General features: G+C 72.8%; 9 protein-coding genes. 6 read left to right on the forward strand and 3 right to left on the reverse strand.

What is annotated here, in order from left to right; all coding sequences use genetic code 11:
* Nucleotides 1–185: 185 nt before the first annotated feature.
* Nucleotides 186–1,106 (reverse strand): SDR family oxidoreductase, encoded by a 921-nt coding sequence (locus ACZ7G1_RS11455; RefSeq protein ID WP_470872225.1) that lies wholly within the window; start codon nucleotides 1,104–1,106, stop codon nucleotides 186–188.
* 118 nt (nucleotides 1,107–1,224) lie between these two features.
* Between ACZ7G1_RS11455 and ACZ7G1_RS11460 the strand changes: the two genes are divergently transcribed.
* From ACZ7G1_RS11460 to glgP, 6 genes are all read left to right on the forward strand, one after another.
* On the forward strand, nucleotides 1,225–2,190 hold the full coding sequence (locus ACZ7G1_RS11460; RefSeq protein ID WP_470872222.1) for an AraC family transcriptional regulator: 966 nt from the start codon (nucleotides 1,225–1,227) through the stop codon (nucleotides 2,188–2,190).
* Nucleotides 2,191–2,328: 138 nt separating this feature from the next.
* Nucleotides 2,329–3,759 (forward strand): 4-hydroxyphenylacetate 3-hydroxylase family protein, encoded by a 1,431-nt coding sequence (locus ACZ7G1_RS11465; RefSeq protein ID WP_470872220.1) that lies wholly within the window; start codon nucleotides 2,329–2,331, stop codon nucleotides 3,757–3,759.
* Nucleotides 3,756–5,183, forward strand: coding sequence for an MFS transporter (locus ACZ7G1_RS11470; RefSeq protein ID WP_470872218.1), 1,428 nt, complete (start codon nucleotides 3,756–3,758; stop codon nucleotides 5,181–5,183). The genes ACZ7G1_RS11465 and ACZ7G1_RS11470 overlap by 4 nt, the downstream gene beginning before the upstream one ends.
* 25 nt (nucleotides 5,184–5,208) lie before the next feature.
* The gene (locus ACZ7G1_RS11475) at nucleotides 5,209–6,312 is read left to right on the forward strand and encodes a monodechloroaminopyrrolnitrin synthase PrnB family protein (RefSeq protein WP_470872216.1); all 1,104 of its coding nucleotides are present in this window, start codon (nucleotides 5,209–5,211) and stop codon (nucleotides 6,310–6,312) included.
* A gap of 11 nt (nucleotides 6,313–6,323) precedes the next feature.
* Nucleotides 6,324–7,664 (forward strand): FAD-dependent monooxygenase, encoded by a 1,341-nt coding sequence (locus ACZ7G1_RS11480; RefSeq protein WP_470872214.1) that lies wholly within the window; start codon nucleotides 6,324–6,326, stop codon nucleotides 7,662–7,664.
* Nucleotides 7,665–7,818: 154 nt separating this feature from the next.
* Nucleotides 7,819–10,377 carry an alpha-glucan family phosphorylase gene (gene glgP, locus ACZ7G1_RS11485; RefSeq protein WP_470872213.1) on the forward strand — a complete coding sequence of 853 codons (2,559 nt, stop codon included), beginning with the start codon at nucleotides 7,819–7,821 and terminating at the stop codon, nucleotides 10,375–10,377.
* A 161-nt stretch (nucleotides 10,378–10,538) separates the two neighbouring features.
* Here glgP and ACZ7G1_RS11490 read toward each other — a convergent pair whose 3' ends face one another.
* Both ACZ7G1_RS11490 and ACZ7G1_RS11495 read right to left on the reverse strand, forming a co-directional pair.
* Nucleotides 10,539–11,060 carry a hypothetical protein gene (locus ACZ7G1_RS11490; RefSeq protein WP_470872212.1) on the reverse strand — a complete coding sequence of 174 codons (522 nt, stop codon included), beginning with the start codon at nucleotides 11,058–11,060 and terminating at the stop codon, nucleotides 10,539–10,541.
* Nucleotides 11,061–11,080: 20 nt separating this feature from the next.
* Entirely contained in the window at nucleotides 11,081–16,960 is a 5,880-nt protein-coding gene (locus ACZ7G1_RS11495) for an RHS repeat domain-containing protein (RefSeq protein WP_470872210.1), read from the reverse strand.
* Nucleotides 16,961–16,981 lie beyond the last annotated feature (21 nt).

Below are 16,981 nucleotides of genomic sequence, written 5' to 3' on the forward strand. Positions count from 1 at the left end.
CACAGGGAGTACGGGGTCGCGAGGGGCGGTTTCGGGGGTGTACCGCAGGAGCCTTCCCACGGTTCTCGGGTGGGCAATCCGGCGCTTTGTTAACTACTCGGGCGTAGCCGCACCGGCAAGGGTCCCGGCAGACGAAAACGGAGCCCCGCCCCCTCAAGGGGCGGGGCTCCGTTTCCGGCCGTCCGTCAGCTCACCGGGTCCGTCGACCACACCTGCCACGGCTGGCGGGCCACCCACTCCTCCACCGGCGGCGGGTCCAGGGCCAGCACCTCGGTCGAGACGCCGTCGTCGTCGGCGAGCAGGAGCGGATCCGCGCCGCTCGCCATGTAGTGGTAGATCCCGGCCACTCCGGCGGCCGCCGCCGGACCGAGCAGCCGGGCGAGCCCCTCCTCGAAGGCGGCCGGATCCAGCTCCTCGTACCGCACCGCCCGCCCGAGGCCACGGCCGAAGGCCGCCGCGAGGCCGTCGCCCGTCAGCGACCGCTCGCCGCCGATGTCGAAGGTCCTGCCCTCCAGGCCGTCCCGGGTCAGCGCCGCGAACGCCGCCTCCGCCAGGCCCCGGTGGGAGAGCCACGCCGTGCGCGCGAACTCCGGCAGCGGATAGGCCAGCACGCCGTCGTCGACCAGGGCCGGGCCGTTCCACGGCGAGAACAGGTTGTCCAGGTACACCGGCGGCCTGATCACCACCAGCGGCACCCCGCTGTCCCGCAGCACCCGCTCCGCGAGCCGCCGGGTCTCGAAGGCGGCCACGTCCGTCGGGCCCAGCGGCAGCCGGGTGTTGGTGTTGAACACCAGCCGGAGCGTCCCCGCCGCGAGCGCCGCCTCCGCGACGTGCCGCGCGTACGCCTCCACCCGCTCCGGCTCGTACACCAGCGGCATCGTCACGAACGCGTGCGTCGTCCCCTCGAAGAGCCGCCGCACCTCCGCCGGCCGGCCCAGATCACCGGCGACGAAGACGGCACCCGGCAGCGGCGGCCGGTCGGCCGCCGGGCGGCGGGTCAGCGCCCGCACCCGGTGCAGCCGCTCGACGAGGAGACGGGTCACCGCGGCGCCCTGGAACCCCGTCGCGCCCACCACCGCCACCCGCATCGGAATCTCACTGGACATGTGTGTCGAACGCCCTTCGATAGGCTGTCACCGCTGTCGTGCGGGGCGCCTTCCAGGCTCGCCGCGACGGCTTGGGCCGTTCAATTAACAAACCGGGGCGGAAGTTGAAGGATCGTCCATGGAAACCGTGGGAACCGACCGGCACGAGCAGCACGAGGACCTCCTCAGCGAACTCCTGAAACCCCTCCGCCTCACCGGCGTCTTCGACAGCCGCTGGCACGTCCGCGCCCCCTGGGCCATCGAGGGCGACGCCGAACGCAGCTGCGCCGTCCTCCACTACGTCGTCGAGGGCGGCTGCTGGATCACCGCCGACGGCGAGGCCCCCGTCGAACTCCACGCCGGAGACCTCGTCGTCTTCCCCACCGGCACCGCGCACCGCCTCGCCGACCGGCCCGACCGCCAGGGCGTCCCCCTCAAGGCCGTCCTGCCCGAACGGCAGCCCGGCACCTCGGGGGAGATCGTCATCGACGGCACAGGCCCCGAGAGCCGCCTCCTGTGCGCCGGGCTCCACTACGACGCCAGCGCCGCCACCGGCCTCTACACCTCGCTGCCCTGGGCCCTCGTCCTCGACGGCGCCCAGGTCGGCCGGGAACCCCTGCTCCGCGACACCCTCCGGCTGCTCGCCGCGCCCGACCGGCCCGTCGGCCCCGGCGACCGGCTCATCACCCTGCGCGCCTTCGAGATGGCCCTCGTCCTCGCGCTCCGCCCGCTGCTCCGCGAACTCGCCGGCAACCCCGCCTCGCTGCCGCTGCTCCGCCACCCCGGGATCAGCCGCGCGGTGGTCATGATGGCCACCCGGTTCGCCGAACCCTGGACCATCGACTCCGTCGCCCGCGAGGTCGGCATGTCCCGGTCCGCGTTCACCGCCGCCTTCCGCGAGCTCGTCGGCGAGTCGCCCGCCCGGTACCTCGCCGCCCGCCGGATGCAGGAGGCGGGGCGGCTGCTCGCCGAGACCTCGCTGCCGCAGTCGGCCGTCCCCTCCCGGGTCGGCTACCAGAGCGCCGTCGGCTTCCACCTCGCCTTCCGCAAATGGTTCGGGGTGACCCCCGGCGAGTACCGCGCCGGAGAGGTCAGCGCCGCCTGACACCCCGACCTGACATCTTCGGGAGCCCCTGGACGGTTCTTAAGGACCCCTGGACGGAAGCTCATTGTCCGGGCGGTCCGCACCGGTCCAGGCTCGGGTCCGGCAGTGCCGTGACACCCGAGGAGAGGCGAGGCGCCGGTGACGAGGACGGGGCAGGAGTATCTGGAGGGGCTGCGCGACGGGCGCGCGGTCTGGCTCGACGGGGAACGCGTCGAGGACGTCACCGGCCACCCCGCGTTCCGGGCCACCGCCGCCTCCCTCGCCGGGCTCCACGACCTCGCCCACGACCCCGTCCACCACCCCGTCCTCGTCCAGGGCGGGGTCCGCCGCGTCTGTGCCGTGCCCCGCTCCTACGAGGACCTCGTCGCCCGCCGCCGCGCCTTTCGCACCACCGCCGAGGCGAGCTACGGCTTCCTCGGCCGCACCCCCGACTACACGGCCGCCGGCGCGGCCGGATTCGCCGCAGCCCCCGGCGTCTTCACCGGCAAGACCTTCGACGGCGCCGCGAACGCCCTCGCCTTCCACCGCAGGCTCGCCGAGGGCGACCTGCACACCGCCCTCACCCTCACCAACCCGCCCCGGGGACGCGACGGGGACGACCTCGCCCTGCGGGTCGTGGGGGAGCGGGACGGCGGGATCGTCGTCCGCGGCGCCAAGACGACCGGCACCGGCGCGGTCTTCGCCGACGAACTCCTCGTCGGCGCCATCGAACCCCTCGCCGCCGACGACACCGAGCACGCCGTCACCTTCTCCTTACCCCTCGACACCCCCGGCCTCAGCCTGATCTCCCGCACCTCCTACGAGCAGCGGTCCCGCTCCGTCTTCGACCACCCGCTCTCCTCCCGGTACGACGAGAACGACGCCATGCTCGTCTGCGAGGACGTCCTGGTGCCCTGGGAACGGGTCCTCACCTACCGGGACCCCGCCACCACCGCCGCCGTCTGGTGGGAGACCCCGGCCTATGTGAACCTCGTCCACCAGTCCGCCACCCGCTTCTGGACCAAGCTCGCGTTCCTCACCGGCCTCGCCATCCTCGTCGCCCGCTCGAACGGCACCGAGGAACTGCCGCCCGTCACCCAGGCCATCGGCCGGCTCCTCGGCATGGTGGCCCAGGCCAAGGCGTTCGTCCTCGCCGCGGAAGCCTCGTACGAGGAGGTCGACGGGGGCCGCGGCGGCGTCCGCCCCGGCCGGGAGATCTCCTACGCCCAGCGGATCATGGCCGGCGAGCTGTACCCGCGGGCGCTCCAGGACGTCAGACTCCTCGCCGGCGGGGCCCTCGTCCAACTCCCCGCCAGCGGCCGCGACCTCCTCCACCCCGAACTGGGGCCGCTGGTCCACCGCTACTTCGGCACCCGGGCACAGCCCGCCGAGGACCGCGTCAAACTCCTCAAACTCGCCTGGGACGGGCTCGGTTCGGAGTTCGCCGGCCGCCACGAGCAGTACGAGCGCTTCTATCACGGCGCCCCGCACGTCTCCCTGACCATGCAGACCTGGGCCGGTGGGGCCGGGGAGTGCGAGAACCTCGCCCGGGCCTGCCTCGACGGCTACGGCCTCGGGACGACCAGGTGACGCCACCACCCCGGCCACGGCGCGGGGCACTCACCCTGCTCGCGGCCACCCAGCTGCTCCTCGTCGCCGACACCGCGATCGTCAACGTCGCCCTGCCCTCCGTCGGCGAGGAGCTCGGCCCGGGACCCACCGGCCTCTCCTGGGTCGCCAACGCCTACCTGATCGCCTTCGGCGGACTCCTGCTGCTCGGCGGACGCGCCGCCGACCTCCTCGGCCACCGCAGGGTCTTCCTCACCGGACTCGGCCTGCTCGCCGCCGCCTCCGCCCTCGGCGCCCTCGCCCCGGACGCCGGCCTCCTCGTCACCGCCCGCGCCGCCCAGGGCGCCGGCGCCGCCCTCGCCGCGGCCGCCGCCTTCGCCCTGCTCCTCCTGCTCTTCCCCGACGGCCCCGCCCGCCACAAGGCCCTCGGCGCCTTCGCCGCGATGGGTGGCCTCGGCGGAGTCCTCGGGACCGTCCTCGGCGGCGTCCTCACCGGCCTCCTCGGCTGGCGCGCCACCTTCTGGCTGAACGTGCTCCTCGCCGCCCTGCTCGCCGCGCTCGCCCTCGGCGTCCTCGCACCGCGCGGCGGACGGGCCTCCCGCGGCGGCTTCGACCTCGCCGGGGCGCTCACCGCCACCGCCGGGCTCGGCCTCCTCGCCTTCGCGCTCGTCGGCGGCGGCAGCGCCGGATGGCTCTCCGCCCGCACCCTCGGCGCCGGGGGAGCGGGCCTCGCGCTGCTCCTCGCCTTCGCCGCCGCCGAGCGCCGGGCCGCCGCCCCGCTCGTCCCGCCCACGGTCCTCACCCGGCCCGCGCTCCGCCGCGCCAACCTCCTCGCCGCACTCGCCCAGACGACCCTCTTCCCGATGTTCTTCCTGGTCAGCCTCTACCTGCAGAACGTCATCGGGTACGGGCCCCTCGGCGGCGGCCTCGGACTGCTCCCGCTCTCCCTCGTCGTCGTCGCGGTCGCCCCGCAGACCGGCCGGATCATCTTCCGGACCGGCCTGCACCGCACCATGACCCTGGGCTTCGTCCTGCTCTGCGCGGGCACCCTCTGGCTCGGCCTCGCCCTCACCGCCGACGGCACCTTCGCGAACACCGTCCTCGCCCCCAGCCTGCTCCTGGGCGCCGCCCTCCCGCTCGTCCTGGTCACCACCAACGTGGCGGCCACCGCCGACGCCGCACCCGAGGAGACCGGCCTCGCCTCCGGACTCGTCAACACCGGCCAGCAGTTCGGCGCCGTCCTCGGCCTCGCCGTCCTCGTCGCCGTCGCCACCGCCCGCACCGAAGCCCAGGACACCGCCCGCGCCGCCGCCGAGACCGCCGGCTTCCGCGCCGCCCTCCTCACCGGCGCCGCCTTCGCCGCCCTGGCCGCCCTGCTCTCCGTACGGCTCCACCTCCCGGAGCGGTCACCGAAGCCCGACCCCTCGTCCACCACCGGCCACTGAGCCCCGACAGAAGGGAGCCGGGACCTTGCTCGGCGATCCGCGCCACCGCACCGAGGAGATACGCGCCGCCGACCCGCTGGGCGCCGACGCGCTGCTCGCCGCGGTGCCCGGGATGAACGAACGGGCGGACGCGGCCGCGCTCACGGTCGCCCTGCGCGCCCTCGTCCCCGACCAGGACGAGGCGGCCCTGTGGAGCGTCGGCGGCGCGGCGGCCGCCATGCGGGACCTCGGCATCCTGCTCGGCTCGCTCAAACGGCACGGCGTGCAGCCGCTGGCCGCGGTGCCCGAGGCGCTGCCCGTCCTCGAACTCCTGGGCCGCCGCACGGACATGGTGCCCCGGGACACCGTCCACCACTACACCACCTGGAACCCGCCAGGCCCCCGCCGCCGCTCCTACACCGGCGACCCGGCGGAAGCCCGCCTCCAGGAAGCGGTACGGATGGTGTTCCCCGGCCTGGCCGGGGCCCTCGACGACTGCGCCCTCGTCGCCGCCCTCGAACCGTACGACCCCGGCTTCGCCGCCGCCCTCGACCGGATCGGCCTCCGCGTGCGGGCCCTCGTCGACTCCATCGACCTCACCGTCGCCGAGGTGTCACCGGAGTACTTCGCCCTCACCCTGCGCCCCTACTTCGAGGAGGTCGAGATCGGCGGCCGCGACTACCTCGGCCCGGCCGCCGCGCAGGTCCCGCTGTGGCTGGTCGACCTGACGCTGTGGCAGTGCGACCGCAGCGACCCCGCGTACGACGCCTTCCTCGCCGGCTCCCTGCCCTACGCGCTGCCCGCCTGGCGGGACTTCCACGCCCGCCACCGGGGCGGGGTCTCCGCCGTCAGCAAGCTGTCGGCGGCCGTCAGCTGGGAGGGCGCCGACCGGCTCCCGCCACCGCTCACCGCCTCCGCCGAGGCCCTCGGCCGGGTCCTGCGGACCCTCAAGACCTTCCGCGCCCGCCACCTCGGCATCGCCCGCAAGGCCTACCACGACGACGTCCGCCGCTACGAGGAGGGCAGCGGCGGCGCCCCCGTCGCGCTGCTCCGCTCCATCCTCGACCTCACCCGGGAGAACGAGACCCTGGTACGCCGCGCGACCCCGCACCGCCACCCCGCCGGAGCCCCTGCCGGGCACAGTCGCTAGGAGCAGCCCCGATGCCGTCGCCCACCCCGTCCGCCACCCCGTACCCCTTCGGGCAGAGTCCGCACATCGTCATCGCCGGCGGCGGCGTCGCCGGTCTGACCGCGGCGCTCGCCCTGCACGCCGCCGGATTCGAGCGGGTGACGGTCGTCGAGGCGGCGCCCGCGGTACGGCCGCTGGGCGCCGGGCTCAACCTGCTGCCCAACGCGGTCCGCGAACTCGACGCCCTCGGCCTGCTCGGCGCCCTGGAGGCGGGCGCCCTGCCCACCCGCGAACTGCGCTACTACCACCGGTCCGGCGCCCTCATCTCCCGCGAACCGCGCGGCCTGCGCGCCGGCTGCCGCTGGCCGCAGCTCTCCGTCCACCGCGGCCACCTCCAGCAGGTCCTCGCCGGGGCCGTACGGGCCAGGCTCGGGCCCGCCGCACTCGTCACCGGCGTCCGGGTGCGCGGCGTGGAGCCGCTGCCCGGCGGGCGGCCACGCCTGCTCCTGGAACACCGGGAGGGCGCCGTGCGCGGCCGGGCCTCGCTCGACCCCGACGTGCTCGTGGGCGCCGACGGCGTCCGCTCGGCGGTCCGCGCCTCGCTGCACCCGGGCGAGGGCGGCCCGCGATGGAACGGGATGCTCGTGTGGCGCGGAGTGTCCCGGATGCCCGCCCGCGCCGTGGGCGCCTTCATGCTGATCGCGGGCGACGACCGGCAGAAGGCGGTCGTCTACCCCATGGGCCGGCCCACCGGAAGGAACCGGGAGGTCCTGGTGAACTGGGCCCTGGCCCGGCCGGCCGAGCCCCCGCACGCGGCCGCCGCCCGGCGGCTGAAGGGCGACTGGAACCGGCCCGTCCCGGTGGAGACCTTCCTCCCCTTCTACGAGGGCTGGGAGTTCGACGGCGTCAGCGTCCCCGACGTCCTGCGCGCCGCCGACTCCGCCCACGAGTACCCGATGGTCGACCGCGCGCCCCTCGACCGCTGGACCCACGGCCGCACCACCCTCATCGGCGACGCCGCCCACGCCATGCACCCCATCGGCTCCAACGGCGCCACCCAGTCCGTCCTCGACGCCCGGGCCCTCGCCCACGCCCTCGCCCACCACACCGACCCCGCCGAGGGCCTCGCCGCCTACGAGCGCGAACGCCGGCCCGTCACCACCGCCCTCCAGCGGGCCAACCGCGAACTCGGCCCCGAGGTCGTCATCGACCTCGCCCACGCCCGCGCCCCGCACGGCTTCACCGACATCCACGACGTCATCCCCGCCGAGGAACTCGCCGCCGTCGCCGGCCGCTACGCCACCACCGGCGGCTCCGACCCCGCCACCGTCAACCAGGGCTCCCCGTACGAGGTGGCGGTGCCGACGGGGTGACCCGTACGAGCCGGGACGGCGTGCCCGTACCGGCCGCGCGACCCCGTGCGCCGTGGCGCCGACGGCGGGGGGTGGCCTAACGTCGGGGCGGCACGCCGGTCGCACAGCGTGGTGCGACCGCTCCGGTCCGTACTCGCCTGCGAAGGTGGACAGCGTGAAGGCAATCCGTCGATTCACCGTGCGTCCCGTCCTCCCCGACACCCTTCGACCCCTCGCCGACCTCGCGCACAACCTGCGCTGGTCCTGGCACGCGCCCACCCGGGCGCTCTTCGACTCGCTCGCCCCCGACCGGCTCACGGGCGCCGACCCCGTCCGGGTCCTCGGCGCCCTCGAAGCCCCCCGGCTCGCCGCGCTCGCCGCCGACCGGGAGTTCCTCGACCGGCTGCGTGCGGCGGCCGAGGACCTCGACAGCTATCTGCGCGCCCCCCGCTGGTACCAGGGCAGGACCGGCGACGACGCCCCGGCGGCCGTCGCCTACTTCTCGCCCGAGTTCGGCGTCGCCGCCGCCCTGCCCCAGTACTCCGGCGGGCTCGGCATCCTCGCCGGCGACCACCTCAAGGCCGCGAGCGACCTCGGCGTCCCGCTGATCGGCGTCGGCCTGCTCTACCGGCACGGCTACTTCCGGCAGTCCCTCGGCCGCGACGGCTGGCAGCAGGAGCACTACCCGGTCCTCGACCCCGGCGAGCTGCCGGTGCACCTGCTCAGGGAGGCCGACGGCGAACCCGCCCGGATCACCCTGGCACTGCCCGGCGGCCGCAGCCTGCACGCCCACCTCTGGATCGCCCGGGTCGGCCGCGTCCCGCTCCTCATGCTCGACTCGGACGTCGAGGAGAACGCCCCCGGCGAACGGAGCGTCACCGACCGGCTGTACGGCGGCGGCAGCGAGCACCGGCTGCTCCAGGAGATGCTGCTCGGCATCGGCGGCGTCCGCGCCGTCCGCACGTACACCCGGCTCACCGGCCACCCCGTGCCCGAGGTCTTCCACACCAACGAGGGCCACGCCGGCTTCCTCGGCCTCGAACGCATCCGCGAACTCCAGGGCGAGGGGCTCGACTTCGACAGCGCCCTGGAGACGGTCAGGGCCGGGACCGTCTTCACCACCCACACCCCCGTCCCGGCCGGCATCGACCGCTTCGACCGCGGCCTCGTCGCCCGCCACCTCGGCGAGGACGGCGCGCTCGCGGGCGTCGACACCGCGCGCGTCCTCGCCCTCGGCGACGAGACCCCGCTCGGCGGCGACCCCGGCGTCTTCAACATGGCGGCGATGGGCCTGCGGCTCGCCCAGCGCGCCAACGGCGTCTCCACCCTCCACGGGGCCGTGAGCCGCGACATGTTCGCCGGACTCTGGCCGGGCTTCGACGCCGACGAGGTGCCGATCACCTCCATCACCAACGGCGTCCACGCCCCCACCTGGGTCGCCCCCGAGGTCGGCGGCCTCGGCCCCGACCCGTCCGACCGCGAACTCTGGGAGCTGCGCCGCACCCTCCGCGAACGGCTCGTGACCGATGTGCGGGAGCGGCTGCGGGCCTCCTGGCGGCAGCGCGGCGCGGCCGCCGCCGAACTCGGCTGGACCGACTCGGTCCTCGACCCGGACGTCCTCACCATCGGCTTCGCCCGCCGGGTCCCCTCGTACAAGCGGCTCACGCTCATGCTGCGGGACAAGGACCGGCTCCGGGCGCTGCTCCTGCACCCCGAGCGCCCGGTGCAGCTGGTCGTCGCGGGCAAGGCGCACCCCGCCGACGACGGCGGGAAGCGGCTGGTCCAGGAGCTGGTCCGGTTCGCCGACGACCCCCGGGTCCGGCACCGGATCGTCTTCCTGCCCGACTACGGCATGGAGATGGCCCGCGGCCTCTACCCCGGCTGCGACGTCTGGCTCAACAACCCCCTCCGCCCGCTGGAGGCCTGCGGCACGAGCGGCATGAAGGCCGCCCTGAACGGCTGCCTCAACCTGTCCGTCCTCGACGGCTGGTGGGACGAATGGTTCGAGCCCGACTTCGGCTGGGCCATCCCCACCGCCGACGGCGCGGCCGCCGCGGACGAGGACCGCCGCGACGACCTGGAGGCCGCCGCGCTCTACGAGCTGATCGAGCGCCGCGTCGCCACCCGCTTCTACGACCGGGGCCCCGACGGCGTCCCGGCCGGCTGGACGGCCATGGTCCGCCGCACCCTCACCGACCTCGGCCCCAAGGTCCTCGCCGACCGGATGGTCCGCGAGTACGTCGAGCGCCTCTACGTGCCCGCCGCCGGCGCCCGCCGCGCCCTCACCCCGGACCGGGCCCGCGACCTCGCCGCCTGGAAGGCCAGGGTCCGCGAGGCCTGGCCCAAGGTCGCCGTCGAGCACGTCGAGGTCGGCGACGGCCTCTCCGACGACCTCGCCGACGCCGAACTCGGCGCCACCCCGGTCGTCCGGGTCCGCGTCGCCCTCGGCGCCCTCACGCCCGACGACGTCGAAGTCCAGGCCGTCACCGGCCGCGTCGACGCCGACGACACCCTCACCGCCACCCGTACCGCCACCCTCAAGCCCGCCGGCGGCCCCGACCTCGAAGGCCGCCTGCCCTACTCCGGCACCCTCGAACTCGACCGCACCGGCTCCTTCGGCTGCACCGTCCGCGTCCTCCCCGCCCACCCCCTCCTCGCCCACCCCTCCGAACCGGGCCTCGCCGCCCTCCCTGAGGAGACGACGACCGAGGGCGCGGGCGTCCTCCTGAGGTAGCCCACCCCGGCACCTCGGCCTGCCGGCCGAGGTGCCGCTGTCGGGGTCGGCCGTGACCGTGAGGGCGCGAGGGCGCGAGGTCCTTGACCCTTCCGTACGACGACGGCGGTCCCCAAGACCACCATCGGGTCTTGGGGACCGCCGTCTCGCAGGGGGTCCGGTCAGAGCGACTGCACGGGCTCGCCCAGAACCTCCAGTCCGGTCTGTTCCGCGATCCACCGCGCGCGCGCCAGGTCCCTCATGCCCACGCAGACGGAGAGCATGTGCGACTCGCCGCCCGGCGGAGGCGGCGCGAAGTACAGATCCCGCGAGTTGAACGCGATCTGCACCCCGCTGTACTCCGTGTCACGGAAGCCGAAGGGCCCGGCCGGCCAGGCGCCCACGTCCCACCGGAGCCAACCCGGAGCATCGCCCAGCGCCTCCACGAACGCCTCCTCGAAGGTCCCCTCGGCGATGTCCTCGGGTACCTCCAGCGTCAGCGGCGGTTCCTCCGCCAGGTAGTCGGAGCCCTCGGGCACCACGGCCGCGAGCCGCCGCAGTGTGGCCTCGTCGGCGGCACGGGCCTGCCCGTCGACCGTGGTCAGATGCCGGTTCTCCGCGAGCCGCAGCAGGCGCCGGGCCACAGCCAGGGCTTCGGTGGCATCGGAGGTCGCCAGGAGGGGAAACGCGTACGAGCTGCCCATGGTGCTGGTCCTCTCCCTTTCTACTTGAGTTCGACTTCCTTGATGTAGTTCTCCCCGAGGAAGATCACCGTGGTCAGTCTGACCTCACGCGTCCTCGGGTTCTTCACCCAGCCGTTCAACTTGTTCGTGATGTCCCGCTCGCTGATGCCCTCCACGGCAACGTACACCCGGTCGGCACCCTGTCGGTTGGCGGTCGTCAGGTGGTTCTGGAGCGCATCGGGGTTGTCACCCTTGATCCGCTTGAACTCCGACCTGACACCGTCCACCCATCCGTCGAACTGCTTGTCTCCGGCGGCCCCGGGAGCCGGTTCGTTCTCCCGGCGGGCGACGATCGAGTGGACATCGTGCATGTCCATCGCGATCCGCATGGCGACGTGGAAGTCGTCGTCGTCCCAGGCGAACTCGGTGTCCTCGTTGGGATGGCCCACCGACTCGTCGATCTTCTCCAGGGCCGCTTCGAGCCTGTCCTCCATGACGTCCATGTCGAACCTCTTCGCCCGCCGGCAGGCGGCGCGGGTGTCCCAACACAGGCTGGTCGCGGTGTCGAGCAGCTGGACCACGTCGCCGTAGTAGCCGTCCCGCCTGTAGTAGATGTCCTGGAACCGCTTCTTGCGGAGCTCGGCGGCCCGCTTCGAGTTCAACCTGCTCAACAGGTACGAGTCGTCGACCGCCTTGTACTCGGTGGTGTAGTAGTTCGGCTTGCTGCGCTTCTTCGCGCCGGTGTCCTGCTCCGCCTTCTTGCGGTCGTAACGGCCACCGGTACAGCTGTCCGGATTGCCGTTGCAGAACGCGCGCTCGTCCGGGTCGTACTGCCCCGTCGGGTCGCTTCGCGTCACCGGGTTGTTGCTGCTGTACGTGTAGCCGTGCAGCTGCTGCGCGTCGGTGAGGTCACGGATCGGGTCGACGGAGACGAACCGGCCCAGGGCCGGGTCGTACTCACGGGCGCCGATGTGGGTCAGCCCGCTGTCGACGTCCCTGGTCCCGCCGACGAAGCCCTTGTCGCCGGCCCAGCCCGAGGGCTGCGCGCCGCGCTGCTCGCCGAAGATGGACGTCTTGCGGCGCGTGACCACCTGCGCGGCGTCGGCGGAGACCTGCGTCGTGCCGGTGCCGTGGTGGTCGGAGAACAGGAAGGTGAGCTTCCCGCCCGTGCGCATGGCGACGGGCTTGCCCGCCACCGAGTAGTACCGGGTGCCGGTGACCGTGGTGCCGGCCTTGTCGAGCTTGAGCTCGGTCCCGCCCGGCAGGGTCAGGGTGGTGCCCGTCGAGTCCCGGCGGATCAGACGCTGGCCCCCGGTGTCGTACACGTACGAGCTGACATTCGTACCCTGGGTGACCGACTTGAGGTGTCCCTCGTCGTCCCAGGCGAGCGTCTGCGGGGTCGCGCCGCCAATGGTGCGGGTCCTGGTGTTGCCCGCGGCGTCGTAGGTGAAGGACTCCTCGTGCGGGGCGGTCCCGGTCTGGGTGACCTTGGGCAGGTCATGACGTCCGGCGTTCGGGGCCGCGTACGTGCGCAGCGTGTCGGCGGTCGGACCGGAGGCGGTCTTGTGCTTCGTCTCGGTCGTGCGGTTGCCGACCGCGTCGTACGTGTACGAGGTCCAGTACGCGTCCTGGCCGCCGACCACGGAGTCGGCGGGCGCGGAGGCGCACGCCGTACCGGTGTTGGTCCAGGCTTCGGTGATCCGGCGCAGCGCGTCGAGCGTGAAGCACTGGGTGTCCGTGGTGCGCCCGGCGTCCTGACCGTAGGCCGTGGCCAGCGAGGTGATGTTGCCGGCCAGGTCGTAGCCGTACCGGGTGTCCTCGATCCGCTGCGGTGCGACCTCGCGGTCGGTGTACGAGCGGGTCAGGGCGCTGGTGTGCTCGTCGTACTCGCTGCTCACCCAGAGATGCTGGGCGAAGGCGCCGAACTCCTGGCGGATGTTGCGGCCGTAGTGGTCGTAGGTGTTCGCCGAGATGATCGGGTCCGCAGCAGCGCCGACGGTGTTGAGCAGCCCGGCGCCCGCGGTGTAGGTGTTGGCGACCTTCTCCTGCGCCAGCCCGCCCGCGGCGGGGTGTTGCACCCACATCACCTGACCGGTGTTGAGGTTGTAGGAGTTGATCCACTTGTAGGTGCCCGCGAGGAGCCCCTCGGAGGCGGGGATCGTGACCTGCTGCCCCACCGGCTGGTACAGACTGTTGTACGACGTGACGGCCGACTCGTAGGCGTTGGCGCCGACGAATCGCGTGGACTTCGACACCTGGCCCTTGGACACGGTGTCGTACAGCCAGGTGGCCAGTGTGGTGGTGCCCCGCTTCACCGCGGTCCTGCGGCCGAGCTCGTCGTAGTCGTAGTGCAGCGTGATCAGTCGGGCGTCGGTGACGTCCGTGACCCGGTCGGCCTGGTCGTAGGAGGTCTTCGACAGGCCCTTGTCCGGGTCGTCGACCTCGGTCTGCCGGCCGCGGACGTCGTACGCATAGGTCCACTCGGCGTTCGCCGGGTCGACAACCTGGGCAAGACGTCCGTGCTTGTCGAAGGAGTACTTCGTGGACAACGCCGTCGTGCGCGCGGTGTTCGTGAACTGCTTGGTCTCCACGACGCGACCGAGAGCGTCGGTCACCGACGCCGTGGCCGTGCCTCCCGCGGGCGGAATCACCGTCGTGGTGTCGCCGGTGTAGACGTTGGTCGTGCGCCGGGTCTCGTCGCCGAAGCGCTTGGAGATCTTGGCGACGACACGGCCCGCACCGTCGTACTCGGTGTCGACCGAAGCGGGGTACTTCAGCTCCTGTCCCGTCACCAGAAGCGGCTCGGGCTTGCCCTCGGCGTAGAAGTTGCCGGAGGAGCGCCAGACCAGGCCGCGGGTGTCGTAGAAGGTCTCCGTCACCAGTCGGCCCGAGAGGTCGGGCGAGGGCTCCTGGGTCTGGCGCGGCCGCAGCATGCCGTCGGCGATCGCGTAGGCCGTCTTGTACTGGGAATCGTGCGTCAGCGTGCTGGTGGTCGTGATGATCGGGCCGTCGTTGCGGACCAGGTACGCGAAGACGTAGTTCGGCGAGTCCGGATACGTCGTGGCCGAGCGGGTCGCCAGCCAGACCTTGGTCACGCGTCCCAGCGGATCGTAGGCCGTGGTGACGACCTTGCTGTTGGGGTCCGTGACCTGCGTCGGCTGGGCGCGCAGCGGCTCCAGGACCGTGGTGGTGGTGTGTCCGAGCGAGTTGGCCACCGAGGAACTCGTCGGCACCTCGCCGGTCGCCGGCGTGTAGGCGGTGGTGGTCAGGTTGCCGAGCGCGTCGGCCGCGGCCAGCGCCCTGCCGTGGATGTCCACGCACAGCTGCTTGGCGTCCGCGCCGCAGGTGCTGGGGATGGTGGCGGTGGCGTCGTATCCGTCGCCCTTGCCGTTGATGCGCTCGGTCCTGGTGACGATGCCCCGGCCCGGGACAGTGCCCAGGGCGCCGTTGTCGTAGTACGTACGGACGTCGTCCGTGACGTCTGCCGGACGGGTGACGGCACTTCCGCAGGGAACGGCGACCGTCTCGATCCGCGAGGGCTTGTTCAGCGACCAGGTGGTCAGGTTCCGCGCGTAGCTGGTCGTCACGCACTTCTCGTCGCCGGTCCTGCTCGTGTCGCCGGTCGAGGACTCGGCGGTGACCAGGCCGTACGTGTCGAAGTCTCGCGAGACCTCGGTCCTGGCGACACCCGTGCCGGTGGTCGCCCGACTGATCTCCCGCTCCGTGCCGGTCCGGTACGCCTCGAGCGCGGGCATGCCGCTGCGGGTGCGGGTGGCGATCACGGCGGAGCGCCACGGGGTGTACGAGGTGGCGGAGACGAGCTTGCTCGTGTCGTCGCCGTTGTAGGTGGCGGACTCCCGCTTCATGCCGGCGAACTGTTCGCGGTCGGTGACGGAGTCACCCGCGGAGTCCTTGACGCCCTGGCCGTCGATGCCGCGGAAGTAGCGGGTCTCGCTCAGCGTCCGGGGGTCGTCGGCCGCCCCTGTGCGGACCTGGACGCGCTCGTAGCCTCGCGCGACGGAATAGGTGCGGTCCTCGGCCTTGGTGAACTCGTCGGTGCTCTTGGCCCAGGCGGCGCCGCCCAGGTAGGAGTACGAGGTGACCTTGTCAGGGGATTCGACCAGGTTGTCGCCCTCGACCACGGTGTTCACGACATAGCTGTTGAACCAGTCGGTCTGCGCCGTCTCGCCCTCGTACGCCCATTTGACCGAGTAGCAGCGGGTCGTGTTGGTTCCGTCTGCCGCGGGCAGAGTGGACGCGGTGCAATCCGGCTGGGAGTAGGTGACACCGATGGTGCCGCCGGTCTCCGTGGTGATCTGGTAGAGGCGGAGGCGGATGAACGGAGCCAGCCCGTCACCGGTCTTGTCCACGCGGTTGGCCAACTGCTCGCCGGCGAAGGTGACGGGCGGGAGGGTGGCGGTGCCGCCCACCTTGCCGGTGCGCTGGATGGACTTGAGCCACATCGGGGTGGAGATGCCATCACCGGAGGCGGGGAAGTCCTGGGTCAGGGTCCAGGTGTCGACGTCCTTGTACGCACCGCCGGTGAGCAGCTTGGTGGTGATGGAGGTCAGCCGCTTTCGGGTCCAGAACGTGGGGGAGAACTGGTTCTTGCACTCGGTCGACCCGTCCTTGCAGTACTGGTCGTACGGGACGTCCGGCCAGTTCTTGGCGTTGGTCTCGTCGAAGGTGCCGCAGGTGGTCAGACACCGCTCGGCGACGCCGAACTGCACCTTGCCCATGGGCTTGCCGGTGTAGACGGCGTCGGAGCGCAGACCGTAGTCGATCCGGTCCAGCCAGCCGCCGCGGGTGTACGGCGTGACCGTGCCCTTGCCCGTCGTCCGGTCGGCGTTGCGGGCGTAGTTGTTCTTCTCGACGCCCCAGTAATAGGCCATGGCGTCATCACCGGGCGCGACCACGTAGTCGAGCTGCCAGCGCCAGGCCTGCTGGCACCAGGCGCTGCCGAAGCTCGCGTCGTGGCAGGGCTCGCCCGACTGGTTGCCGAAGACGGGCACGGTCCAGGCGGAGTTGGTGACCGGGTCGTCGGCGGCCGTGCCGTGGTCGCTCCAGCCGGGCAGCCGGTTCAGACCGAAGAAGTACTGGGTGCCGTCGATCGTGGTGATCTTCCAGTGCTCACCGTTGTCGTCGCCGTTGGCGGCACCGGTCAACTTCTCGACCTTCTCGCCCGAGTCGGAAGCCGGATGCCAGCCCTTGCCCGACTCGTAGACGAGCTCGGTGTTCTTGCCACCGAGGTTCAGCGTCGCGTTGTCGGTGTACCAGCACAGGTCGCCGACGTCCACGGTGTTGGTGCCGCCGGTCTTGTCATCGTTGCAGCCCTTGTACTTGCGCTCGATGAACCCCGGCTCCCAGTTCCAGCCGTCACCGATCCACGACGCCTGGGTGTTCGCCGCGGCCGTGAGCCCGTCCACCGCCTGAGAGTTGTAGTTCAGCGTGATCTCGGGCTTTCCGCCCCCCGGAGCCTCGGGAACCTCGATCGGCTGCGACCAGGTGAAGGCACCCGTCGAACCTCCGCCGCTCCATGAGCCCGACGCCTGCAGGGACGTCGCCTTGTAGTCGCCGGTGGGCCCTCCGGCATCCGCCGTCGCGGCCAGGACCATGGCGCCCGACATCGGCACGGTGCTGTCCGCGGTAAGCCTGCCCGCGCGGACGTCGTTCTCCGTGGCGAGCGGCTTCTGGACGCGGCACTTCGCGGCCTCGGGTGTGGTCAGCGCGCAGGCCGGGAGTTCGACCAGGCGGAGGCGGGAGGCCCAGTCACCGCCGTAGGCACCCCGGAAGGCCGCGTAGTCCACCGAGACCCGGGCCGGATTCGCCTTGCTGCCCGCCTCGCTGGGGGCGACGGTCAGCATCACGCCGTCGACACCCGCCTTGCGGGCCGCGTTGCGGTCGGCGAGCGCGACCTTCACCCTGGCCTGCGTCGAGGCGCG

It is taken from the genome of Streptomyces sp. NPDC037273 (assembly GCF_055603625.1).